We start from the raw sequence: 21406 nt of genomic DNA on the forward strand, positions 1-21406 counted from the left end.
TCCTTGCCCCGGCCCAGTGACCTCTGTCTCCTCAGACGGGCTCCGGAAGCGGACCAAGCTGCTTGATCACACGCTCACGCAGCAGGAGGTACTCCTCCCAACGGCGAGGCAGCGGGCCCGGCGGCCGCACGACGACACGAGCAGCCGTGACCGTCTGGCCGCGCCGGAACTGCTCACTGGTCAGGTCGAGTTCCACACCGCTCGGCAGCCGGTTCCACCAGTGGAAACCGTGCTGGGTCCCGTCAAGATGCACCTCGCCGACCACGAGATCACCGCCGAAGACGTCGTTGACGATCAAAGCCGTGATGTCGCAGTGCCCCCAGGCCGGGTTGCCCGGCTGCCAGCCGGCCTGGTCGTCGGGCGAGCAGGTGTCGGCAGCCCAGCCGGCACGCAGGGCCTTGTCGAGATCAAGCAGGTTCCAAGCGGTCATGCCACCAGCATCGCAGCCACCACTGACATCACAGATGGCCCAGGCGCCAAGGCAGACTGTCCCGAATATGCACGGATACAGCCGAACAGGGGACGAATAGCCATACCAGACAGGGAGATCGACTGTCCGTCAACAAGGACCTGAAGTGTCCGCTCACTCGGATGTCCCGCTGTCCGTGGACAGCTTCGGGGGTGGATGCGGAAAGACCGAACGATTCGGTTCCGCTTCCGAGCAGCTGGCCCAGTCGGCCCGAGCAGCAACGTTGAAGCCTGCCGTGAGCCGTCCTGCTAGGGCAATCGCCTGAGCCACAACACGGCAAGGCCGTAGGCGACAGCCGACACGGCAAGTCCCGCGAGGACCGTAGCGGTGTACGCCCTCTCGGGCAGCGCCTGCCTGATGAACCCGAACGTGGCGTCGCGGGTGATGAGGAATGCTGCGACGGCGGCGAACGTCGCACCCGCCGACTGCCGGGTCCACCGTCCCGGCCTGGAGGGGAGGTGGCCAGGGCGCGGGGCACAAGGTTCTGTCACCCGTCACTTGTACCGGTCCCGATGCGACTCATCAATGACAGCCAACCCAAGCTTTGTCCTCAATACCGACGAGTCGCCGGTCTCATTTCGTCCCATGCCCGACCGAAAGGGTACATACGGGCACGGTACGGACCTTGCGTGACCTCGAGCCGTTCCGGGGGTTTCACCTCGCGCCACTCATTCCCGGCTCCCTCAGCCCACCAGCGCCTGGACCAGGAGAAGGCGATCCCCAAGAAGACCGGCACCGAGAAACCCGTACGGCTTACGACTCGGAGACGAACACGGTCGGGTCGATCAGCACGGCGTGGCCCCGCTGCTGCTGATGTTCCGTTCGCCGAGGCGGGAGCAGCCAGGCCGGGCCTGGCCTGCGGATGCGCTGCGTCACCACCGAAACCGCCTGCACCTGGCCCAACGACGCTTTCCACGACTGGTTTTGACGGCAGGCAACGCGCTTCGGCGGCAGATTCTCGGGGTCCTCGCGAAATCCCCTTGCCCAATGGTCAAGAGTCGTTGACCATTGCTCGCATGCCTACCGCTGATCTCCCCGAGACGTTTCACGTCACCACGGACGAGCAACTGCGCGCCGTCTCCAATCTCACGCGCCACCGGATCATGGCCGTGCTGCGCTTCGAGCCGGCGACGATCACACAGATCGCCGAACGGGTGGGTCTTGCGAAGGGAAGTTCCAGCTATCACGTGCGGCTGCTGGAGCGGGCCGGTCTGGTGAAGGTGGTGCGGACGAGGAAGGTGCGAGGTGTCACCGAGCGGTACTACGCGATGGCCGCGCGGACGATCACGCTGCCGGATCCGGGCGAGGGAGGACCGGATGTGCTGATGCGCCATGCGGTGGCGGACCTGGAGGCGTCGCCGGTGGATGGCGAACGGCATGTACGGATGGCGCATCTGCGGCTCACCGAGGAGCAGTTCGCGCAGCTGGGGGCACGGCTGCAGGCACTGGCGGACGAGTACCGGGAGCTGTCCGATCCGTCGCTGCCGGACGCGTCACTCGTCTTCGCGCTGTTCCACCCGGCACCGCGCCGGCAGGCCGAGGGGGCGCTGAGTGACCTCGGACATAAGGAAGTTGCCGACCGGGTTCGGACGTCTGTGGACCGCGCAGACGGTGTCCTCGCTCGGTGACGGGGTATCGCATGCCGCGCTGCCGCTGATCGCGTTGACGTTGACGCGGGATCCGATGGCGCTCGCCGTCGTCACGGCCGCCGGAACGCTGCCGTGGCTGCTCTTCGGGGTGCTCGGCGGTGCCCTGGTGGACCGCTGGGACCGCCGGCGCACGATGTGGCTCGCGGACACGGCACGTGCGGTGCTGCTCGCGATACCCGCGGCGGCGGCCGCGCTCGACGTGCTGAGCATTCCGCTGCTCGCGGCCGTCGCCTTCCTCCTCGGCCTCGGCGGACTCTTCTTCGACACCGCCGCCACGGCCTACCTGCCGGATCTGCTCCGCCGCGACCCCGCACTCTTGGAGCGCGCCAACTCCCGCTTGCGTGGCGCCCAGACCGCCATGTCCGGCTTCGCGGGGCCGCCTGCGGGCAGTGCGCTGCTCGCACTCGGGCGGGCGGTTCCGCTGCTCGCCGACGCGGTCTCGTTCGCCCTGTCCGCCCTGCTCGTACGTACGCTGCCCGCCATGCCCCGGCCCGTACCGGAGGTCCGCGACTCGCTGCTTCAACAGGCGCGAGCCGGGGCCTCGTACGTCTTCCGGGACCGGCTGCTCCTCGGTCTCGCCCTCCGCCCGGCGGTCGGGAACGTCGCCTTCCTCGCTGTGGAGACCGTCCTCGCCCTCTTCGCGTACGACCGCCTCGGGATCGACACCTACGGCTTCGGCCTGCTCCTCACAGCGGAGGCCACCGGCGGCCTGCTCGGCGCAGGCATCGCCTCCTACCTTGGCCGACAACTCGGCACCGGCACCGCACTGACCTGCACAGCCGCCGTCGAAGGGCTTGCCATCCTGAGCCTGGCCGCTGCCGCGAACCCGTTCGTGGCCGGACTGGCGCTCGCCGTCTGCGGGGCCGGTATGGGCGCCACGATGGTGCTCGGGCCCTCCCTCCGGCAGGCGATCGTCCCGGCCCACCTCATGGGCCGGGTCGCCTCCACCTCCCGCATGCTGGCCATGTGCGCCGCCCCCATCGGGGCCTTTCTCGGTGGCTGGCTGGCCACCACGTACGACATCCGTACCCCGCTCTACGCCGCCGCCGTCCTCCTCCTGGCGATGACGGCCATCACGGCATCCATGACCAGCAACCGCCGGGTCGAAGCGGCGCTGCGTGCCGCTGCCCCGGCCGACGCTCCAGATCACCCGGCACACAAGGGTCCCGCCCAGGAGACTGCACCCAACGTGTTGTGACGCCTGCCGCCGAGGCGTCACAACACCGTTTCGCGGCGGAGGAGGCCGAAGACCCAGGAGTCGGAGACGTCTCCGTTGACGACGCAGTCCTCGCGGAGGGTGCCTTCGCGGACGAAGCCGAGCTTCTCCAGGACCCGGGCGGACGCCACGTTGCGGGTGTCGGTCTCGGCCTGGACACGGTTCAGGTCCAGGGTGTCGAACGCCCACCGCAGGACGGCGTGCGCGGTCTCCGTGGCGTAGCCGTGGCCCCACGCGGCGGCGTCGAAGACGTAGCCCAGGGACGCGCTGCGGAAGTCCGGGTTCCAGCGGGTCAAGCCGCACCAGCCGATGAACGCGCCGTCGGAGACGCGGTCGACGGCCACCCGCGCTCCCGTGCCTTCCTCCTCGATCGTCCGGCAGGCCGCGATGAAGCGCTGGGCGCGGGCTGGTTCGGTCCACGGCGGGGAGTCCCAGTAGCGCAGCACGTGGGCGCTGCTGTGCAGCGCGTAGAGCGACGCCGCGTCGGCGTCGGCGAACGGCCGCAGTCGCAGGCGGGCGGTGTGCAGCTCGGGGGTGGGCAAGGTCATGCGGAGCATCCTGCCGCGTCACGCTCGCACCCAGCCATCCGTTTATCCGGACGGTCGGGAGTGCGTACGTCCGCGGTGAGACCGGACGCGCCGCAGGGCGGTGAGTGCGCGGTACCGTGCCGGCATGGCGAGCAATCGGCGGCCGTACTGGCGCACCCTCGGGACGCCGATCAGCGTCGTGTACCGGACCCCGGACGGAGGGGGTACGCCGTCCACTTCCCCGGGCCGGCCGGCATCGCCGACGGAGTGCCCGCTGGTCCTCCGCCCTCGTCCGAGCCGGACATCGCGCAGGCGGCCCTGGTTCAGAAGGCGGAGGAACTCACCCACCGCCGGCTCGACGTCCCCTGGCACGCACCCGATCAACCGGACTGGTGGACCGGCACGGTGACCGTCGCCGGGCCACTTCCACCTGCCTGAAGCCGACGCACCGATGCGGTCAGGGCGCCAGACCCCGACGGCGTCGGCCATCGCACCCCAGCAACCTCTCCGCGCCAGTGCTGCTGTCGAAACCCTGCTCACCCGACCTGGGTCCCAAGTCGGGTCCCACCCGTCTCGGGGACACTGCAGGCGCATTCCGCCCCACGCCCTCAGCTGCGTGCTCGTCGCGAGAGGATGGGGTGGTGATCCGCTACGACCCCGAGATACAGGCTCTGTACCGCCGCTATTGCCTCCCTGCGCGCCGCTACCTGAAGCTTGGCGGAGCGGTACTTCGCATGTCGCGCGAGAAGTACGAGCCGTTCGTTCATGCCCTGGCCCGTGATGCGAGGGCTGTTACCGACGCCGAGCTCACCATCCTCTTCGAGGGCAGCTGGCGCGAGCGGCGCACCGCGGCATGGCTCGCCGCCATCTCGCGCCGTGACCAATTCCGCGGGCGTCTGGGAGCACTGCTGCTGGAGAGCGAGGTCTGCTGCGCGGGTGCGGCCTACTGCGTGGCGTTGGCGAGTTTCGGCACCGCACGGGACGCCGACCTGCTCGCCGCTTACCTGGATCGCTACCTGCATCGGCCCGACCTCGCCTACGACCAGCCGACAGCCATGGGCGCCCTGGCGTACACCGACTCCGTCCTGCACAGCGACCGGGCCGGCCACTTCCTCCAAGAGGGCGGCCTGTGGCGGCAGTGGTTCCAGGAGGCGCCCCACATGCACGGCGATCACGGCATCTCCACCTACCTGGGCGGCATTCGCCTTGCCTGCGCCGTCATCGACGAATGCGCCGACACACCCTTGACAGCATCGTTGTCGACACCAGCGACGACACGTGCGGCGAACTGATCTTCACCGTGTTCGCCGCCATCGCCAAGTTCCAACGTCAGCAGATCGTCAAAGGCACCCGCGAAGGCCTCGACGCCGCCCGCGCCCGAGGCCGCGTCGGCGGCTGCGCGCCCTGACCTCCGAACAGATCGCCGACGCCCGCATCCTGCTCGGCGCCGGACAAACCCGAACCGCCGTCGCCGCCAAGCTGCGCGTCTCCCGATGGACACTCAGCCGCGCCCTCGACACCGCGTCCCGCTGACGCCGCCACCGGGTGCCCACGCTTGACCGCGGCGGACAGCCCCAGTCCCATGCGCGGATCGCAGAAGAGGACGGTCCAGTCGTCGCCTCAGTGTCCGTCGCGGACCACCGCTAACCCGCCGACCCGGGTCGTGATGCCCCCCGGCCCGCGTCGGGCCGAAGCGAGCACGCTGGCCGGTCGACCGAGGGTGTCGCCCTGCTCCACCTCGATCGCGACCGTCTGCGCCCCTGTCGTGTCGAGCAGGTGGGCGGCCAGGCAGCCGGTGCTGTTGGCGTTGGCGACGTCCTCGTCGACACCGATCGCCGGCGCGAACATCCGCGCCGCACCCGGTCGGTCGCCCACCGGCGGTACGTACACAAAACAGCCGAGGAGCCCGTACTGCTGGCACGCCACTGTCAGCCTGCCGAGGTCTGGGTGGACTCGGAGCAGCGCCGACCGGTCGTGGACCGGTACCAGCATGCGTGGTGCGCCGGGCGCGGCGATCCGTGGCGCGTCGGTCGGATGCGGGTCGTCCGCGGTGAGCCCGAGCGCGGCGACGATCGCGGCGCGCTCGTCCGGTGCCGGGTGACGCAGCGCGACGAGGCCCTGGTCGAACCACACCTCGATGCCGGCGGGGCGGCGGATCGCGACGGTGTCGAACGTGCGCCCGCCGGTGTGTTGGCGGTCGTTCAGCTCGCCCAGCGCGGCGCGGGTCAACCGGACGGCCTGCGCGGCAACCGTGCCGTGGCCGCAGCCGGACAGTTCGGCAGTGGCGGTGAAGAACCGGACCGGCCAGCCACCGTCCGGCGTCCGCCCCGGGCCGAGGAACGCCGCGTGCGAGGTGCCGGCCGCAGCAGCGACCGCACGCCGGTCCGCGTCCGTCGCCGCCGGGTCGTCGTCGGTGACGGACGTGGGGCTACCGCCCCGGCCGTCGCGCCGCACGCACGCATCAACCACCGTGACATCCGGCCAGTACATCGGCCCACCTTCCACGCTCAACGAACCGCAACCGCGAACGGCGTCCGCCGATAGCCGGACCTGGCCGCAACGGCCGACCGAACGCGTCCCGGAGCGTACCGGCCTGCATCAGCCGGTGCCGTCCGGCACCGGATAGTGGATGACGACCGCACCGCCGGTGGCGTAGTTGACTACATCGGCGGCCAACCGCTGGCCGTGTGGCGACGCCCGCGCCGCGGCCATGGCGGCGGCGTCAGCGAAGTCGCCTTCGAAGACCGCGAAATACGGCGCTTCTCCCTTGGTCGCCGCCACGTCGAAGCTGTAGCGCCACGCAAGCAGGCCGGGCCAGTTCATGACCAGTGGAAGGTGGTTGGTCACGTAGTAGTCGCGGAAGTGGTCAGGGTCGGCGGGCTTGGAATACAGGACCAGCAACCTATGCATGACGACCTCCGTCCAGAGACGAGGCCGTAACACTCCGGGTGACTTGGGAGCTCCTGCTAAGAACTGCCGCCGGCCTCGCTAGGTGCGGAGCATCGGGATCTGGGTGAGGACGGAGGTGGTTTCGAGGAGCGCGTGGGAGTCGGTGGCCAGCCACAGCGGGAGGTCGCCGCCGAAGGCCACGACATCGGGGAGGGCCCGCGTGGGTCGGGTCGCGCCAGAGTCCATGGTCGAGCACATCGGGCTCGGTGGCCGCGGCCTTCGCGAGAGCCGTGAGGGCGGACTCGAAATCGGCGGTGTGCGTGAGTGCGATGTCCAGTACTGCGGTCAGTTGAATCGCCATATGCGCAGGTTAGGGCTTGATGTGCGATCGAGGGAAAGACCGGTACGGGATAGACTCAGAACGGATCGTTATCAATCGGCAGGGAGGGCACGTGGCGCCGGATACGGTGAGCCTGCGGTACTTCCTGGTGCTGGCGCACGAGTTGAACTTCACCCGCGCGGCCGCACGGATCGGTATCGCACAGCCCGCACTCAGCGCCCGGATGCGCCGATTGGAGGCGGAACTCGGTACGGCCCTGCTGGTCCGCAACACGCGTAGCGTCGTATTGACCACGGCCGGTGCGGTTTTGGCGGAGTCCGCACCGCCCGCGCTGGCGGCGCTGGACCGGGCATGGGACACCGCCCGGAGCGCGGCGGCCGGTGAACTGGGCACGCTGCGCATCGGATACAGCCTCAGCACCGGGGCCGAGACGGCACCAGCCCTGGTGGACAGGCTGATTCGCGGCAACAGCGGACTCGAGGTCGGCGCGGTCCCGATGGCGACACCGGAGATCTCCCCCGCGGTCGCCGACGGCCGCATCGATGCCGGGATCACCCGCGGTGAACAGCCGGGCCGTGGCGTGCGCCGGTTCCTGCTGCGGCGTATGCGCATCGGGGTCCAGCTGGCGCAGCACCATCCGCTGGCCGAACACCCGGAGATCGAGATCGTCGACGCGGCCGCGTATCCGCTGCGACTCCCGGACCGTGCGGCCAACCCCGTGATCCACGATCAGCTGTCCGCACTGTTCCGAGACACCCGACCACACCCCCGATTCCACACGCCCGCAGTCTCTTTCGACATGTCTCAGCGCGACCTGCGCGACGGGGTCACCCTCGCCCCGGCCGGAGAAGCCGCGGTCACGGCATCACCGGCCGATCTCACCTGGCGACCGCTGCGGGGCGCGCCCAGCCTGACGATCCACCTGGTCCTCCCACGTGAGCAGTCGCCACTGCACCGCCGCATCCGTGCCGTCGCCAAAACCCTGGCGCACGAGCTGCACTGGCTGCCGGACTGACGCGCAAGAGGTCAAGCGAGACGGACGCCTGCGGTGGCGAGGCCGAAGACCTTGCGCCGGGCGGCCACGATGACGGCGAACTCGTGTCTGGCGGCGCACACTGGGCCACCGCATCGACCTCGCGCACCACGGTCGCCGGATTGTGCGGGCGCGGTGTTCCGCAGGACCTCGCGGGTATGGCCAGGGCGGCGTTCAGCGGCCCCACCAAGGCGACTCCAACTGGCCCCAGCGCGGGGAGGCGTTCGGGGGTTCTGAAGGGTTATGGCGAGGCGAAGTGGCCCCGCCTCGGGGCCTTGCGGTGGAACGGTGGTTGTGGTCCGCCGAGGGTGGGTGGTGTGGATGTCCTTTGTCGAAGCAGGAGTTGTCTGACCAGATCCGCCGTGACAGCCCTGTATCGGTCCGCAGTTGGGCGACTGCGGCGACGATCTCCTCGTCGGACGCGACACTCAGGACAGTCATCCCTTGGGGTCCCGGTTCCTGACGCAGGATTCCGAGCTCTCTACAGAGCCAAGCGCGCAGTTCGCCGAACTCGCGCCGGATCGCGTCACGCTGCGCGAGCGCCTCGTCCAACTCGGCCTGCATCGGATTCCTCTCGCCTCAGTCATGCGGCTCCCTATTGGCGGCAGGGGCCTGGACATGCGACAGGGCAATGCGACGGCGCGCAAGATCGACATCGATGATCTTCACGGTGAGGGCGTCGCCGACCTCGACAACGTCTTCGGACGATTCATCCAGCTCGCTGGAGTGCACCAGCCCCTCGAAGCCGTCCTCTCGTTCTTCGATGCGGACGAAGACGCCGAACGGCATGATCTTGGTGACCGGTCCGGTGACCACCTGGCCGATCCTCTGCACTACCTGCGGCCATGGGTCTTCCTGCACTGCTCGGAGTGACAACGGCACCCGTTCCCGGACCATGTCGACATCGAGGACTTCGGCTGTGATCTCCTGACCGACGCTGACGATGTCGGACGGGTGGCTGAACGGACGCCAGGACAGTTCCGGAATATTGATCATCGCGGTGAAGCCGCCGATGTCAACGAAGGTGACGCCAAAGCTTGCGATGGACGTCACCGTGCCGGTGACGACCTGGCCACGGCGCAGGGTCTTCAGGAACGCCCAGTCCCGGTCGCTTGGCGTCGGCTCGGTCTGCCAGCGAGCGCGCAGGACACCGTCGCTGTCCGGCAGTACAGCGGTGAACAGCGGGAGACCTTCACCGGCATACATGGATACGACGCCGGCAGCACGCGCGCTGGCGAGCTGGGAAGTCACTGCCTCGAACTGGGTCTCGTCCACAACCGTGCTGGTGATCCGCCCGTCCTCGTCCTCCCAGATGACCTCCACCAGGCCTTCGTCGGGCAGGGCGGCCATGGCCGTGTCGACGTCGGTGAGCAGATCCGGCCAGACCGCCAACCGGGAGCGGGGGGCCAGCTTGGAGCGCACTGCCTCGATGTTGTCGCGGGTCAGGCGGTGCCACCGGGAGGCGTTGGCGGCGAAGACCTCCTCCAGGAATACGGCGCGGTGGGCGCTGACGGTCCAGTGCAGGCGGGCCCAGAAGTCGGCGTCCGCCGGACGCTGCACGTATGCGGGGTCCTCGGGAGCGAAGTCGTACGGTGATCTCTCCAGGGACTCCGGGAACAGGCCGAGCGCGCGGGTGCGGGTGAGCGCGGCTTCGCAGGGCCGGCTGCTGCCGACGTAGAGGTACTGGTCCCAGCCGACGTGCACTGCGAACGCTCCCTCCGCCTCCAGGCGGCACCAGGCGCCGTTGTCGCGGAGCATGGCTCGGACGAGTTCCAGGCCGACCGCGGTCGGCACCAGCGCACCGTCGTGGAACCCGGCGAGGCCGGCCGGAAAGAGGCCTGCCAGGCCGTAGCCGTCGACCGGTGGCTCCAGGCCGAAGTGGGCGAAGCCGCCGATCTCCGGCTCGCGGACGGCCAGCTGGTCGACGCCGGTGGCTTCGGCAAAGGCGGCGACCGCTTGCAGGTAGGCGGCTTCGACCGGTCCGTGGTCGCTGAATGCCGGCTCGGTGCCGACGTAGCTACCGTGCTCGTCGCGGTCGGCAGGGTCGTACTTGGTGACCCGGAAGACGTAGGGCAGCACGTCACTGCCCGCCCGAGGTCCTAGGCGCGGGTGTGTTCTGGCGGCTTCAAGGACGCGGTAGACGGTGGCGCGGCTGACGGAGAGCAGCTCGGCGAGGTCGGCCCGGTACCAGGGCCCGCCCCAGCGGCCTGGCTGCGTGGTGTGCCTCATCGGGCGAGTGTGCCGCGCCGAACCATCCCGCTCAACTGGGTTCTTCTGGCGCGCTTCCAGTCGGAGTGCGGTTCACCGGTCAGGCTCCAGCGCAGTGCCGCTTCCGCCTGCGCGGGCTTCGAGGGTGGCGGGGTAGACCTGACCGTAGGCCCGCTCTCCGCGGTGGCGCATGGAGTGATCCCCGGGGTCCCAGCCGAGACCGAGGACTTGGCAGGCGTCGAGGTCGATGGTGCCCGCGAGTAGTGGGTGCCTCCATCCGGCCCGGTTGAATCGGTGGAAGTCGGTGTGGGCGTCGACGGCGACCATCAGGCCGTCGCCGGGTCCTTCGCGGGTCCAGGTCCGGAGCCGTTCGGCGACAGCTTCGGCCTCGTCCAACGGGAGGTCGAGCCATCCGCGCGGGCCGTGTCCGCTGGAGTGCTGCGGGATGCGGTCGCCGCCGAATCGGGCATGGACGGTGTCTTCGTACTTGCCCCAGTAGGTGACGTCCGCCAGGCCGTCGGTGGACGGGCCGTCCAGGCCGGTGAAGCCGTCCAGCGCCCGGGCGTCGCCGAGGACCATGCCGCACCGGTCGACCGGCAGGTCTCCGAGCTGTAGGGGCTCGCCGGCATCGGGGCCGGGCCAGGGCAGGCCGAGGTCGACCTCCAGGACGGCGATCGTCGGTTCCCCGTCGAAGGGTGAGGCTGATGTCCGGGCCCGAACCTGCAGGGGCCGGTCGGCGGCTGCTGCTACGGCGATCGCCTCGCACATCCATGCGGATGGCTCGGTGTCCTCAGGTCCGTGCAGGTGGCCGCCGCCTGGAGTAATCGTCAAGACCTGTGGACCGGGTAGTTAGAAGAAGCCGATCGTGTCCTTGAGGAGACGAAGGGATTTTGCGCGGTATGTGGCGCTGTCGCGCCAGTCCTCTCTGCCTGCATGCCAGTGATCGTGACGCCCGCCCTCTCCAGGCCGGAGTGTTCCGGGAAGATCCTGATTTGACCTGACGGTGTCCCCGTCGGCGGCGGTCCGCTTCGCGTGCAACCTGCCGCTCCTTTCTGCGGCGGTATCCATGCTTCTACGGCAACGGTCTGCCTGGGTCCGGGCTCGCCTCTATCGCGTACAGGTATCCGTCCCTGCTGCCGACGTAGACCACGCCGTTCGTCACGACCGGGGACTCCACCGGCCCGCCCGTCTTCACCTTCCACCGCAAACGGCCGTTCTCCGCGCTGATCGCCCACAGGTGGCCGTCGTCGCTGCCGAAGTACACCGTGCCGTCCGCCACCACGGGGGAGGAGCCGACGGGGCCGTCCGTGGTGACGTGCCACCTGATGGCGCCGGTGGTGGCGTTCAGCGCCCACAGCCGGTCGTCCCGGCAGCCTACGTACAGGGTGTTGCCGGAGATCGCGGGTGTGTTCCAGATGTTGCCGAGGGAACCGACCATCATGTGCCAGCGGGGTGCACCGGTGGCGGCGTCCAGCGCCCTTACGGACGGGCTCCGTCCTGCCACGTACAGGGTGCTGTCCTGCACCAGTGGCGTGGCAGGGGACAGGTTGTAGATGGGCTCTTTCCAGCGAACCCTGCCGGTGGCCGGGTCGAACGCCCAGACGATCCCGTCCTTGCCGGCCGCGTAGAGGATGCCGTCGGCGAGCACGGGCGCCGACTCCATCCCCCCGCTCCTGCGCTGGTACTTCGCCCTCCAGCGGCGGCGCCCGGTCGCCGCGTCCACGGTCCGCAGGTGCCGGCCGGCGTTGACGTAGTGGACCAGCCCGTTCGCGACGAAGGGCTGGCTGTGGGAGCTCCACCACATCCGCCTGCGCCAGCGGGGCCGGCCGTCGGCGGCGTCGAGGGCGAACAAGTCGCGCCCAGCGGCATAGACGGTGTCCCCGGCCACGGTGGGAGAACCCATGCCTCCGGCGTCGGCGTTGGTCCACCGGACGGATCCGTCGGCCGCGTCCACGGCCCACAGGCCCCGGCCGCTGACATAGACGGTCTTGTCGGTGACGTACGGCGCCGAGTACACCGCGCTTCCGACGTGCACCCGCCATCGCACGGTTCCGGTTCGCCCGGTTGCGGCCAGTGGGCCCGGGGTGCGGAGCCGGATCCCCTCGCGTGGGCGCCCGTTTCCCCGTTGGCGCCGGTTGCGCTTTGCCACTATGGCCACCCCCGTGTCGCGTGCTTTGGGTTCGTCAGAGGTCTTCCGGTTCAGCGGAGTCAGATGTCGCAGGCGTCCTGCCAGCCGCACACGCCGCAGATGACCAGGTACAGGGCCCGGTCGCTGATGTGCTCGACGGTCGTGTACGAGCGCAGCCGGTCACTGCTCACGCCGCACTGCGGACAGGCCGCGAAAAGTCCCAGGCGGCCGAAGTCGCTGATGACCAAGACGTTTTCGGAGATGTTGCCCCGAACGGCGGGCGCTGGCACGGCGGTTGAACCGATGTTCACGATCATGGCCGCCGTCGCGTCTGTCATACGGTACGTGCCCCCCGCCAGGCGTACGTGGCGCAGGCTGCCCAGGGAGGGCGGCAGCGGCGTGTCGTCGAGGCGGACGGGCACGAGGCGGGCCTCGCCGGTGCCGGTGAGCCCGCTCGGCAGGCCGGATTCCGCCAGGGCCTCGCCCCACGCGGTTCCGGCGGCGGCCGACCACAGGAGGACGACGGCGTCGTCCGTATCGGCGGAGGGGTTCGCCATGCTGCGGGACGCAGGGGAGTCGTCCGGGGCCGTCGTCCACGCGTCGAGTACGAGGTCGGCCCCGACACGCCTCAGCGCGGCCGCCAGCGAGGAAGCCGGTCGCTCGTCCTGTTGCTGGTACGAAAGTCGGGTGCGCATGGGCTCATGGTGCGCCACGGGGGCACGCCATGGCTTGCGCTTTTCGAACACCGGACCAGTTCGCGGACCGCCGTCAGGGAGTTGCGACCCGCGCTGGTCATGGCGCACACGCCCACGGCAAACACTGTCGCCAGTGCGAAGAGCACGCGGCGGTCCCGCGGATCGGGCACCTTCGCCAAGGCCTCCAGCGGCCCCAGCACCACCGTCTGCCCGGCGGGCGTCAGCGAGGGCGCTGCATCGAGCACGACGGACGCAGGGGGTGATGGGACAACGAGCACGGCAACCTTGCGGATCTTGAAGCGTCGAGAACTCTACGATCCTCAAGCGCCGTGTTCCGCTTCACGTCAGCGACCCCGGCCCTACCTGATCAAACCGGGCAAACGTGACTCTCCCCGGGGCCCTGCCGCCCTCCCAGCCGAGTTCTCCGCGGGCGCCAGGTGGCCGCAGGCGATGAGTGCGCCGATGCGAAAGAGAGCGATGCCCAGTTGGCGGGCGGCCTCGGGCTGAGACAGCCAGACATCGTCTGCTACCTGGGGAACCCGCAGGAGTTTGGGGTAGCGGCGCTCGTCTCTCGTGTCATCAGGCGGCCCCCGCTTCGGAGCGTTCGACGAGGTGACCGTTCTCGAAGCGGGCGCCGTTGCGGACGAGGGCAACGAGGTGAGGTGCGGTGATCGCGCGCCAGCGGGCATGGGCGGACTCGACGAGCTTGAACACCATCGCAAGGGCCGCGACCGGGCTGCCGGCCCCGCGGGTGACCTTGGTCCGCAGCTTCACGGTGCTGAAAGTGCTCTCGATGGGGTTTGTCGTGCGCAGGTGCACCCAGTGCTCGGCGGGGAAGTCGTAGAACGCGAGGAGCTCGTCGGTCTCGTCGGCGAGCTTCTTGGCCGCCTTCGGCCATTTGACGCCGTAAGCGCGCTCGAAGTCCTTGACCGCCTTCTCGGCATGGTCGCGGTCCTCGGCGTTGTAGATCTCCTGCAAGGCCTTTTTCGCGCCGGGCTGGGCCGACTTCGGCAGCGCGTTCATGACATTGCGGACCTTGTGAACCCAGCACCTCTGGTGCCTGGCCTGAGGAAATACCCCTGCCAGGGCCCGCCATAGGCCCATGGCGCCATCCCCGACGGCGAGTTCGGGATCGCGCATGCCGCGTCGGCGGCAGTCGCGCAGCAGATCCGCCCACGACTCGGTCGATTCACGCAGCCCCTCGGCCAGCGCCATGAGTTCCTTGCGGCCGTCGGGGCGCACGCCCATCAGGACCAGGACGCAGGAGTGGGCCTGGCCGAGGCGGACCTTGGGGTGGACGCCGTCGGCCCACACATAGACGTAGTCGGAATCCGACAGGTCGCGGGCCTGGAATGCGGTGTGGTCCTCGGCCCACTGCTTCGTCAGCCGGGTCACCGTCGCCGGCGAGAGGCCGGCCGAAGAGCCCAGGAACTGCTCCATCGCGGGCACGAAATCCCCGGAGGACAGTCCGTGAAGGTAGAGCAGGGGCAGGACCTCACTGACCTTCGGAGACTTCCGACACCACGGCGCAAGGATCTTCGACGAGAACCGCTTGCGCTCACCCGTCTCCACGTCGACACGCTTGTCATTCACGCGAGGCACCTTCACAGCGACCGGCCCGGCGGCGGTGGTCACATTCCGTTCGGGATGATGACCGTTGCGGACCACCAGACGGCGACCGGCCCCGTCCCGCTCACCGGCCAATTCGGCTCTGTACTGGTTGACTTCGGCCTCCAGGGCCGCGGCGAGCATCCGCCGGGCACCCTCACGGACAATGTCGTCCATCAGGGATCCGGTCTCGGTGGTTCCCTCGTCGTTGACTACGCTGAGCAAGGGCGTGCCCTCCCGACCCGCGGGGCAACGCGGGTCTACTCGGTGACCATCAATCGATCACTCGGGAAGGTACGCCCTCCGCATTCCGCGAGGTACCCCTCCCGAGGCCGATCCACAGGTCTTGAGCATTGCTCCGCCGCCTGCGGCTATTGCGATCCGGGCACGCTCGGACAGTGTTCCTCCGGCCTGCGGCCAGTAGTCGATCCAGCCCGCCATCCCCAGCACGAGCATCCCGGAGGGCGCGTTGACGGTGCCAAGGTCGACAACGGTCTCAGTCATCTGCTGATTGAACAGGCTTGGAATCGAAAGGATCAAGGTGTCGTCGCGTCCGACGTTGGCTTGGAGCTGTCATACGGGGTGCGCTACTGAGGGAGGAGCGGGCCGAGGTGCAGGTGGCGGTTCATGTCGAGCGCAACCATCTGGCGATCATCGATCTGTGGTGTCACGGTGCTGGCTGATCCCGCGGTCCAGTTCGACGGCGAGGCGCCGGATGTCGTCGCCTGACAAAGCATCAACGTAGTCCAGCCACGTGTTGCCTCTGCCAGTGCCGGCAGACCTCGGGGTCTTGGGCGCGGTTTCGCGCTGTGTCCGCTCCTCCGCCTCGAACTCCGCAAATTTCAGCAACATCTCGACCGCGAGCGGCGCGATGTCGGGCCGGCGCAGGAGGTTGCTGGCATACGGCACGAGCTCGGGCCTCTCGGCGAGGAACTGCTCGACGGCGATGCGACGCTCTTCGGGGACCTCTGGGAACTGACCACAGCCGGTTCGGCCGGAAGCCGGCTTTGGACCCTCGGCGCTCATTTCGTGCTCCTCACCCATCTCACCTGATCTGGCACGTTGATCTTGTCATTCCCCACATCGGTGACCACCGCCACGCGGGCCATCATGCCGCCGCTGGCACCCAACCACTGCCATATTGCACCGCTCCGCCACCGCGAAGGCCCCAAATCGGGACGCCCCACGGGTCCAAATCAAGACGCCTGATCATCACCAATCACCCTGGAACCGGGTCCAGTTGGAGTCGCCTTGGTGGGGCCGCTGAACGCCGCCCCAGCCACGGGTACGTGCTCCCACTGTCCGGACAAGCCTGGCCAGCGGCGTGTACGCGTGGTTCATCCACTGGCTTGAGAGCCGCTGACCTGGGCCGCTGGGGAGTGCCCGAGGTACTCCCCAGCGGCCCGCCTTGCCAAGTGAATTGACCGAACAGGCCAATGACCGGTCGGTCAAGCAAACGGCTTGCGGTAACGGACGTACTCGTTCTGCCGCCGGAACCCCACGCTCTCGTAAAGATCGTAGGACCGATGCGGGTTTGCCGTGCCCGTGTACAGCCGGGCGGTCGTTGCACCCTGCTCGCGAAGGTTTCGCAGCCCGTCCAACAGGAGGGCCCGGCCGACTCCGAGGCGTCGCTGGTCCGTCCGGACACTCAACTCTTCGACCTCGCCCACGGTGTGGTCGTGACGGCGGATGGAGCATAGGGCGACGCCGACCATGTCCTGCCCGTTCCATGCGGCCCTCCAGCATGCCGGGTCGGCGGTGTCGACGAAGTCCCGGAAAGGCCATTTCTGAGTGAAACCGGTGTCCGCATACGAATCGACCACCGTCCTCCAGGCTGCACGGTAGTGGCTTGTCCCGATCGGCCCCGTCCGTATCCCGGCCGGCAGCTCGCTGCCCCGCTCGGGCAACTGCTGCAGATCGCCCAGCTCCAGCTCGACGACACTGAAGACACCTTGGTAGCCGGCCGCGAGCAGCAGCGCCGTGGCGTCCTCCTCGGAGGCCATGGCATTCGCGCCGATCACTGCCGTCCGCGCCGTGCCATGCTGTTTGACGAGCTGACAGATCCGCTCTTCAGCCCAGCTCAGCATGGCTGAGCCGATGCCCTGACAGCGATGCTCGGGCAAGAGGTAGCCGCGGTGCAGGTACAGCCACCTGTCGTCCCGCTCTTGCCACCACCGGATCGTCGAGTAGCCGACGACGCTCCTGTCGCGCACCACCAGGATCTGGTTCTTGGACGGCTCCTCCAGATTGGCAGAGGCTTCGGCGATCTCGGCCGCCGTCGGGAGCCCTTCCACAACGGAATGAGCATCGACCCGGTCCCGTTCAGCACACCCCAGCCGCACCGCGGCCATGGCGCCGTGGTCTCCGTCGCCGCGATACGGCCGGAACCCGAAGCCGACCTGGAGGTCCTGTCCTGGCGCTCCATCCGACATGACCGTATGGTCTCGAACTTCGAGGCAGGTCCGCCACCCTATTCATGCCGCGGTCGTCTGCGCGGCCGTTCAACAAGCTGTCCGCGTTCGAAGCGGACTCCTGCGCCGACAAGGGCGATGACGTGGGGTGCGTTCACGGCCCGCCACCGCTTCTGCGCGGACTCGACCGGCTTGAAGACCATGGCCAGGGCGGCGGTGCGGGAGCCGGCGCCTCGGGTGACCTTGGTCCGCAGGCGGCTCGCATGCCCGGACATCACCGGGCCTGCGATCTCGCACGGTCCTTCGCCGACCTGCTCCGCCACCAACGCAGATACCTGCTGCTGGAGTGGATCCGCCAGGCCGAGCAGGATGCACCGAAGCCCTGACGGGTTTCGCCGGCTTCCTCGGCCACCTCGACGCCGTCACCCTCCCCTGGAGTTCCGGCGTCGCCGAAGGACACGTGAACCGGGTGAAAGCGGTCAAGCGAGCCATGTATGGCCGAGCCTCGGTCGAACTCCTGCGTACCCGAATCCTCACCCAGCCATGAGGCTCCGAGAGCTGGACATGCAGTCAGGACCCATGAATTCGCCAAAACCCACCCATCCGCAAGCCGAGGCCGCGCAAGCCCGTATCGCTCTACGGCTTGAGCCGGAGGACTTGCGCCGGCCGGCGCAGCACTGCACAAGCATCAGCACTCGGCATGAGGGCGTAGGCCGTCACGGAACTGCGGCCAGAGCCGATTTCAGAGATCCCCATCGACGTCGACAACCGCCTCACAAGGATCGAGCCCAGGCAGAGGGACGCCGTGGAGAACGCGTGCTTTCGCCGGCCCTCCGCGCGGCAATGGAACGGCCCCAGACGCGCCCCCCGTTCCTGACCCTCGCCGACGTCCGTGCCCTCGAGGACGCAGACGTGGCGCCCGAAAACCGGTCGCGGCCGGGCCCCCCGCCGTGCCAGGCTCCAGCTACCGAAGGGGCGTAGCTCAGCCCGGCCAGAGCAGCGGATTCCAAACCCGCACGCCGCAGGTTCAAATCCTGCCGCCCCTGCACAGCGGAGCGGCCTGAGCACCACGCTGCGCGGAGCCTTGCAGAACTCTCGAGCGCCCCGCGCAGCGTGGTGCTCAGGCGGCGCTGGGTCGCCCAGCTGCCGAGGCGCACATGGCGGACTGTCAGCTCGCTGGCCAGTCGGGAGGCGTCGAGGCCGTCCCGCCTGGCGATGAGACGCCGAGCTCGTGGCGGCTCACCGCTCCGGCCCAGCGACGTGGTGGATGCCGGATCTGTTGCCCGAAGCCAGCTCCAGGAGGGCGGCGGCCAGGTCGGCGAGGTGCACCGGGCAGCGGATCTCGTCAGTGAACAGGGTGCCGTCGCGGGGGCCGGCGGCGAGTTCGTGTACGAGGCGCTCATGGACTGATCCCCCGTCAGCCGATGATCAGCGACGTGCGGGCGACTGCAGCTTCCGGGTGCACGGCGAGGACCCTCGTCTCCGCCGCCTTCGCCGCTCCGTATGGGGCGATGGGGTCAGGCAGCCTGGACTCCTCGTAGTGGACCCGGGCCCCGGAGAACACGGCATCACTGGACACGTGGACGAGGCGGACACCTTGTCATGCCGCTGAGTCGAGAGCGGGAGATGAAGAGGCGACCTCGCTTCGGCATGCCTAAGGGCATCGTTCTGCTGGCGACGTTCAAGGTGGCGTGCTCTGCGGGCGGCTCGCCGACGTTCCGGTCAACGCCGGACCAGACGAGGCACGGGCCGCCGCGGCGGCCATGGTGGTGGGACTCGCACAGGACTTCCACGAAGTACGCGTCGACGTGACCTGGGATCCTCCCCGGGCCCCGGGTCTTGGACCGCCCAGGCCACCGTTGCCGCGACCCCGCCGAACGCCTGTGGTTGATCGACAAGCTGAGGGGTGGCCGCATATCCGTCAACTCTCGCGGGCTCACAGTCGTGCGTCGGCGCCTGCTAGCCGAGCTTTCGCAGCACATCGGCGATGTTGGATCGATACGTCTGCAGCGCCTGCAGTCCGGCGGCGTAGCGGTCGCGGTGCCGTGCGATGTCCACGGCCTGGTTCCGCGCCCGTGCAGCGTGCCAGACCTCGGCTGTATGGTGGCGGCGCTTGCAGGTGACGTCCGCGGCGGCGGTGGCCCGCTCCCGCTGCGTATGGCGGGTGTTGCCGTCGCTGCCCCGCTGCCAGGCTGAGTCCGTGTACGCCGCGACGGGGTCGGTATAGCGCGTGAATCCTTGTTCCGCCACACAGCGGGACCACACAGCCCATGCCGCGCGGAGGCGCGGGTCGCGCTTGACCGCCTTGTCGACCTCGATCGCCCGTGTACTTGCGTAGAGCCAGTCCCGCTTGAGGTCGATGCCGCGCATCAGCCGCCGGTTCGTCTCGGCGTTGCAGGCGGGGAAGTCGGCATACTCGGCGTTGGTCATCCGGCGGCCTTTCGGCCGGAAATCTTGGGACGTTGCCGGGTCCCAGCCGTAGCCCCAGCGGCGGGCGGTAGCGAGATCCAGGGCGCCGTAGTCGGTGCTGACCGCGGTCATGACGAAGGGGTCGCTGGGGTCGCGGGGGTCGAGCGGGAAGTCCGGGTGGCCACGCCTTTGCATGCACTGCCGGTCCAGCAACGCCGATGCCCGCTGCGATCGCTGATAGTCCTGCGGCGTGAAGTCGTAGCGGTCGGCCGGGAGGGGGCCGAGGTCCGACGCCGTACGGATGACTTCCGGGCGTCCTGGACCGGAGACACAGATCGCTGCCAGCACCGCCACGACACCCAGTCGCCACCCCCGCATCGTCATGCGCAGGGATGCTAGCGAACAGCGTGCAGAGGTCGGCCATGCACCCCGGAAACTCACCCGCACACGCCAAGACCGGGTTACCGACGAGATGCAGCGATGCCCAGTGCCGAATGCCTCCTGCCCACCAGCCTTCGCCGTCACGCCAGCGACGCGCCCACTCCGCGAAGCCCCAGGCTCCAGGGCCCGGCACCGGTATCGCACCGACATCGGCTACGCGGCACCCTTCGACATCCAGCCGCCCCCGCCGTGCGGGTGCATCCAGCTCCCGCACGGCGGCTGCCCGCTGCTGCGCTACGGCTTAATGCCCACGCCGGTCCAGAGACTGACCTCGGCGTCCGAGGCGATGGGCTCCTCGTCCGGGCGCCAGCGGTGACCGACCGTGACCCCGGGGTCGAGCAGCTCAAGCCCCTCGAAGAATCGAGCGACCTCCGCATGGCTGCGGAACTGCACGGGCGTGCCGGCGTTGATGTAGATGTCCGTGACCTTCTGCCACGTGCCCGGGTCGAAGTCCGGCGTGCAGTGGCTCAGGGCCAGCGCGCTGCCCGAGGGGAGCGCCTCCAGCAGACGGCTCACGATGCCGTACGGGTCCTGCGCATCCGTGACGAAGTGCATGAGCGCGTTGAGGGACAGGGCCACGGGCCGGCCCGTGTCCAGCACCTGGGCCAGCTCCGGCGCGTTCAGCAGCGCGCCCGCGTTGTTGACGTCCGCCTCGATGTACGTGGTGCGGCCCTGGGGCGTGCTCCGCATCAGACGCTCGGCGTACCTGAGGACCAGCGGGTCGTTGTCGGCGTACACCACCCGGGCATCGGGCACCACCGACTGGGCGACCTGGTGCAGGTTCGGCTCGGTCGGGATGCCGGTGCCTATGTCCAACCACTGACGGATGCCGTGCTCACGGGCGAGGACGCGGGTGGCCCGGTGCATGAAGGAGCGGTTCTCCCGGGCGCAGGTGAAGATGCCGGGGTAGACCGCCGCGACGGTCTCGGCCGCCTGCTTGTCGACCTCGAAGTGGTCCTTGCCGCCGAGGTAGTAGTCGTACATCCGGGCCGAGTGGGGCCGACTCGTGTCGATCTCCCGCGCGGCGTGCGAGTTGGTCATCCTGTCCAAACCTTTCGGTGCTGTGTGTGGGGGTGCCGGGAAGGTGGGCCGGAGGCCGGCTCAGTCCCACCGGTCCGGATTCAGCTGGCCGCCAGATGGTCGGCGAAGCCTTGTTTGATGCCCGTGACGAACGCGGCGATCTCCTGCGGGGTGTAGATCAGCGCGGGTCCGGCCGGAGCGGTGGCCGGCATCCCGTTGTAGACGTGACAGTCGGTGGTCATGAGTACTCCTTGCGCATGCGGTTCAGCAGCGCCTTGCTGTCCGCGTCCGACGCCAGCAGGGACATGCGGTTGTGCGCCTCCAGATGCGCCGACACGTCCGAGCGCTGATCCAGGTACATGG

Annotated in this window: 23 protein-coding genes, 1 tRNA gene and 3 pseudogenes; 8 read left to right on the forward strand and 19 right to left on the reverse strand. The window is 69.0% G+C overall.

The features are described 5' to 3' along the window. Nucleotides 1–31 precede the first annotated feature (31 nt). Nucleotides 32–430, reverse strand: coding sequence for a YunG family protein (locus AQJ46_RS49935; protein WP_059212014.1), 399 nt, complete (start codon nucleotides 428–430; stop codon nucleotides 32–34). A gap of 1055 nt (nucleotides 431–1485) precedes the next feature. Here AQJ46_RS49935 and AQJ46_RS49945 point away from each other — a divergent pair. After that, nucleotides 1486–2097 carry an ArsR/SmtB family transcription factor gene (locus tag AQJ46_RS49945; RefSeq protein WP_059212016.1) on the forward strand — a complete coding sequence of 204 codons (612 nt, stop codon included), beginning with the start codon at nucleotides 1486–1488 and terminating at the stop codon, nucleotides 2095–2097. Further along, a complete protein-coding gene (locus tag AQJ46_RS49950) occupies nucleotides 2021–3316 on the forward strand; it encodes an MFS transporter (RefSeq protein ID WP_208617132.1) in 1296 nt (431 codons plus the stop codon). The genes AQJ46_RS49945 and AQJ46_RS49950 overlap by 77 nt, the downstream gene beginning before the upstream one ends. Before the next feature lie 17 nt (nucleotides 3317–3333). Here the strand turns inward: AQJ46_RS49950 and AQJ46_RS49955 are convergent, their stop codons facing one another. After that, nucleotides 3334–3882 (reverse strand): GNAT family N-acetyltransferase, encoded by a 549-nt coding sequence (locus tag AQJ46_RS49955; protein WP_059212018.1) that lies wholly within the window; start codon nucleotides 3880–3882, stop codon nucleotides 3334–3336. Nucleotides 3883–4502: 620 nt separating this feature from the next. On the opposite strand from AQJ46_RS49955, the gene AQJ46_RS49960 reads away from it, so the two are divergent. Genes AQJ46_RS49960 through AQJ46_RS59335 form a run of 3 tightly spaced genes read left to right on the forward strand, consistent with a single transcriptional unit; the run spans nucleotide 4503 to nucleotide 5394 of the window. After that, nucleotides 4503–5153, forward strand: a complete 651-nt coding sequence (locus tag AQJ46_RS49960; protein WP_059212019.1) for a DUF6000 family protein — start codon at nucleotides 4503–4505, stop codon at nucleotides 5151–5153. 8 nt (nucleotides 5154–5161) lie between these two features. Then, nucleotides 5162–5269 carry a recombinase family protein gene (locus AQJ46_RS58690; RefSeq protein ID WP_263972924.1) on the forward strand — a complete coding sequence of 36 codons (108 nt, stop codon included), beginning with the start codon at nucleotides 5162–5164 and terminating at the stop codon, nucleotides 5267–5269. A 29-nt stretch (nucleotides 5270–5298) separates the two neighbouring features. After that, nucleotides 5299–5394, forward strand: a complete 96-nt coding sequence (locus AQJ46_RS59335; protein ID WP_390671164.1) for a hypothetical protein — start codon at nucleotides 5299–5301, stop codon at nucleotides 5392–5394. Nucleotides 5395–5481: 87 nt separating this feature from the next. On the opposite strand, the gene AQJ46_RS49965 is transcribed toward AQJ46_RS59335, so the two are convergent. The 3 genes from AQJ46_RS49965 to AQJ46_RS55965 all read right to left on the reverse strand — a co-directional run bounded on the left by AQJ46_RS49965 (nucleotide 5482) and on the right by AQJ46_RS55965 (nucleotide 6996). Further along, a complete protein-coding gene (locus AQJ46_RS49965; protein WP_059212020.1) occupies nucleotides 5482–6351 on the reverse strand; it encodes a PhzF family phenazine biosynthesis protein in 870 nt (289 codons plus the stop codon). 108 nt (nucleotides 6352–6459) lie between these two features. Then, nucleotides 6460–6771: an EthD family reductase gene (locus AQJ46_RS49970; protein WP_059212021.1), complete on the reverse strand. Its 312-nt coding sequence runs from the start codon at nucleotides 6769–6771 to the stop codon at nucleotides 6460–6462. A gap of 78 nt (nucleotides 6772–6849) precedes the next feature. Beyond that, nucleotides 6850–6996, reverse strand: a complete 147-nt coding sequence (locus tag AQJ46_RS55965) for a hypothetical protein (RefSeq protein WP_159064255.1) — start codon at nucleotides 6994–6996, stop codon at nucleotides 6850–6852. A 206-nt stretch (nucleotides 6997–7202) separates the two neighbouring features. Here AQJ46_RS55965 and AQJ46_RS49975 point away from each other — a divergent pair, with 206 nt between their 5' ends. After that, nucleotides 7203–8105: a LysR family transcriptional regulator gene (locus AQJ46_RS49975; RefSeq protein WP_059212022.1), complete on the forward strand. Its 903-nt coding sequence runs from the start codon at nucleotides 7203–7205 to the stop codon at nucleotides 8103–8105. A 597-nt stretch (nucleotides 8106–8702) separates the two neighbouring features. Here the strand turns inward: AQJ46_RS49975 and AQJ46_RS49980 are convergent. The 9 genes and pseudogenes from AQJ46_RS49980 to AQJ46_RS58230 all read right to left on the reverse strand — a co-directional run. Beyond that, the gene (locus AQJ46_RS49980) at nucleotides 8703–10352 is read right to left on the reverse strand and encodes a S1 RNA-binding domain-containing protein (RefSeq protein ID WP_225887660.1); all 1650 of its coding nucleotides are present in this window, start codon (nucleotides 10350–10352) and stop codon (nucleotides 8703–8705) included. Nucleotides 10353–10424: 72 nt separating this feature from the next. Continuing rightward, the gene (locus AQJ46_RS58225; protein ID WP_225887661.1) at nucleotides 10425–11162 is read right to left on the reverse strand and encodes a hypothetical protein; all 738 of its coding nucleotides are present in this window, start codon (nucleotides 11160–11162) and stop codon (nucleotides 10425–10427) included. Between the two features lie 241 nt (nucleotides 11163–11403). Further along, nucleotides 11404–12570: an outer membrane protein assembly factor BamB family protein gene (locus AQJ46_RS49995; protein ID WP_079072850.1), complete on the reverse strand. Its 1167-nt coding sequence runs from the start codon at nucleotides 12568–12570 to the stop codon at nucleotides 11404–11406. Beyond that, entirely contained in the window at nucleotides 12540–13154 is a 615-nt protein-coding gene (locus tag AQJ46_RS50000) for a toll/interleukin-1 receptor domain-containing protein (RefSeq protein ID WP_059212025.1), read from the reverse strand. The genes AQJ46_RS49995 and AQJ46_RS50000 overlap by 31 nt, the downstream gene beginning before the upstream one ends. A gap of 579 nt (nucleotides 13155–13733) precedes the next feature. After that, nucleotides 13734–14987, reverse strand: a complete 1254-nt coding sequence (locus tag AQJ46_RS50005) for an IS256 family transposase (protein ID WP_107117516.1) — start codon at nucleotides 14985–14987, stop codon at nucleotides 13734–13736. Between the two features lie 57 nt (nucleotides 14988–15044). Continuing rightward, nucleotides 15045–15266: a hypothetical protein gene (locus AQJ46_RS55135; protein ID WP_159064256.1), complete on the reverse strand. Its 222-nt coding sequence runs from the start codon at nucleotides 15264–15266 to the stop codon at nucleotides 15045–15047. 147 nt (nucleotides 15267–15413) lie between these two features. Next, nucleotides 15414–15788 carry a hypothetical protein gene (locus tag AQJ46_RS50010; protein ID WP_059212026.1) on the reverse strand — a complete coding sequence of 125 codons (375 nt, stop codon included), beginning with the start codon at nucleotides 15786–15788 and terminating at the stop codon, nucleotides 15414–15416. 422 nt (nucleotides 15789–16210) lie between these two features. After that, nucleotides 16211–17194, reverse strand: coding sequence for a GNAT family N-acetyltransferase (locus tag AQJ46_RS50015; protein ID WP_059212027.1), 984 nt, complete (start codon nucleotides 17192–17194; stop codon nucleotides 16211–16213). Between the two features lie 38 nt (nucleotides 17195–17232). Next, a pseudogene (locus AQJ46_RS58230) lies at nucleotides 17233–17454 on the reverse strand (IS256 family transposase); the annotation flags it as partial. Between AQJ46_RS58230 and AQJ46_RS58695 the strand changes: the two are divergent. Together AQJ46_RS58695 and AQJ46_RS50025 are read left to right on the forward strand one after the other, a co-directional pair. Beyond that, on the forward strand, nucleotides 17437–17559 hold the full coding sequence (locus tag AQJ46_RS58695; protein ID WP_263972925.1) for a hypothetical protein: 123 nt from the start codon (nucleotides 17437–17439) through the stop codon (nucleotides 17557–17559). The pseudogene AQJ46_RS58230 and the gene AQJ46_RS58695 overlap by 18 nt on opposite strands. A 585-nt stretch (nucleotides 17560–18144) precedes the next feature. After that, nucleotides 18145–18219: transfer RNA gene (locus AQJ46_RS50025), tRNA-Trp, on the forward strand. A 48-nt stretch (nucleotides 18220–18267) separates the two neighbouring features. On the opposite strand, the pseudogene AQJ46_RS53715 reads toward AQJ46_RS50025, so the two are convergent. The 5 genes and pseudogenes from AQJ46_RS53715 to AQJ46_RS59570 all read right to left on the reverse strand — a co-directional run. Continuing rightward, nucleotides 18268–18770 (reverse strand): annotated as a pseudogene (locus AQJ46_RS53715) (sugar nucleotide-binding protein); the annotation flags it as partial. A 362-nt stretch (nucleotides 18771–19132) separates the two neighbouring features. Continuing rightward, nucleotides 19133–19966 (reverse strand): hypothetical protein, encoded by an 834-nt coding sequence (locus AQJ46_RS50030; RefSeq protein WP_225887663.1) that lies wholly within the window; start codon nucleotides 19964–19966, stop codon nucleotides 19133–19135. A 291-nt stretch (nucleotides 19967–20257) separates the two neighbouring features. Then, nucleotides 20258–21064 (reverse strand): SAM-dependent methyltransferase, encoded by an 807-nt coding sequence (locus AQJ46_RS50035; RefSeq protein ID WP_059212029.1) that lies wholly within the window; start codon nucleotides 21062–21064, stop codon nucleotides 20258–20260. 80 nt (nucleotides 21065–21144) lie between these two features. Continuing rightward, nucleotides 21145–21285, reverse strand: a complete 141-nt coding sequence (locus AQJ46_RS55970; protein WP_159064257.1) for a DUF397 domain-containing protein — start codon at nucleotides 21283–21285, stop codon at nucleotides 21145–21147. Continuing rightward, nucleotides 21282–21406, reverse strand: a pseudogene (locus AQJ46_RS59570) (transcriptional regulator); the annotation flags it as partial. The gene AQJ46_RS55970 and the pseudogene AQJ46_RS59570, both read right to left, overlap by 4 nt.

The sequence above is a fragment of the Streptomyces canus genome (assembly GCF_001514145.1).
Lineage (GTDB): Bacteria > Actinomycetota > Actinomycetes > Streptomycetales > Streptomycetaceae > Streptomyces > Streptomyces canus.

What these genes read in the sequence shown, in the direction of transcription:
- AQJ46_RS49970 (WP_059212021.1), bottom strand. Translation starts at nt 6,771, where the DNA reads ATGCATAGGTTGCTGGTCCTGTATTCCAAGCCCGCCGACCCTGACCAC.
- AQJ46_RS49945 (WP_059212016.1), top strand. Translation starts at nt 1,486, where the DNA reads ATGCCTACCGCTGATCTCCCCGAGACGTTTCACGTCACCACGGACGAG.
- AQJ46_RS50030 (WP_225887663.1), bottom strand. Translation starts at nt 19,966, where the DNA reads ATGACGATGCGGGGGTGGCGACTGGGTGTCGTGGCGGTGCTGGCAGCG.
- AQJ46_RS49955 (WP_059212018.1), bottom strand. Translation starts at nt 3,882, where the DNA reads ATGACCTTGCCCACCCCCGAGCTGCACACCGCCCGCCTGCGACTGCGG.
- AQJ46_RS50035 (WP_059212029.1), bottom strand. Translation starts at nt 21,064, where the DNA reads ATGACCAACTCGCACGCCGCGCGGGAGATCGACACGAGTCGGCCCCAC.
- AQJ46_RS58695 (WP_263972925.1), top strand. Translation starts at nt 17,437, where the DNA reads ATGCCCGGACATCACCGGGCCTGCGATCTCGCACGGTCCTTCGCCGAC.
- AQJ46_RS50015 (WP_059212027.1), bottom strand. Translation starts at nt 17,194, where the DNA reads ATGTCGGATGGAGCGCCAGGACAGGACCTCCAGGTCGGCTTCGGGTTC.
- AQJ46_RS55135 (WP_159064256.1), bottom strand. Translation starts at nt 15,266, where the DNA reads ATGACTGAGACCGTTGTCGACCTTGGCACCGTCAACGCGCCCTCCGGG.
- AQJ46_RS49935 (WP_059212014.1), bottom strand. Translation starts at nt 430, where the DNA reads ATGACCGCTTGGAACCTGCTTGATCTCGACAAGGCCCTGCGTGCCGGC.
- AQJ46_RS55965 (WP_159064255.1), bottom strand. Translation starts at nt 6,996, where the DNA reads ATGGACTCTGGCGCGACCCGACCCACGCGGGCCCTCCCCGATGTCGTG.
- AQJ46_RS49980 (WP_225887660.1), bottom strand. Translation starts at nt 10,352, where the DNA reads ATGAGGCACACCACGCAGCCAGGCCGCTGGGGCGGGCCCTGGTACCGG.
- AQJ46_RS49965 (WP_059212020.1), bottom strand. Translation starts at nt 6,351, where the DNA reads ATGTACTGGCCGGATGTCACGGTGGTTGATGCGTGCGTGCGGCGCGAC.
- AQJ46_RS50000 (WP_059212025.1), bottom strand. Translation starts at nt 13,154, where the DNA reads ATGCGCACCCGACTTTCGTACCAGCAACAGGACGAGCGACCGGCTTCC.
- AQJ46_RS50010 (WP_059212026.1), bottom strand. Translation starts at nt 15,788, where the DNA reads ATGAGCGCCGAGGGTCCAAAGCCGGCTTCCGGCCGAACCGGCTGTGGT.
- AQJ46_RS55970 (WP_159064257.1), bottom strand. Translation starts at nt 21,285, where the DNA reads ATGACCACCGACTGTCACGTCTACAACGGGATGCCGGCCACCGCTCCG.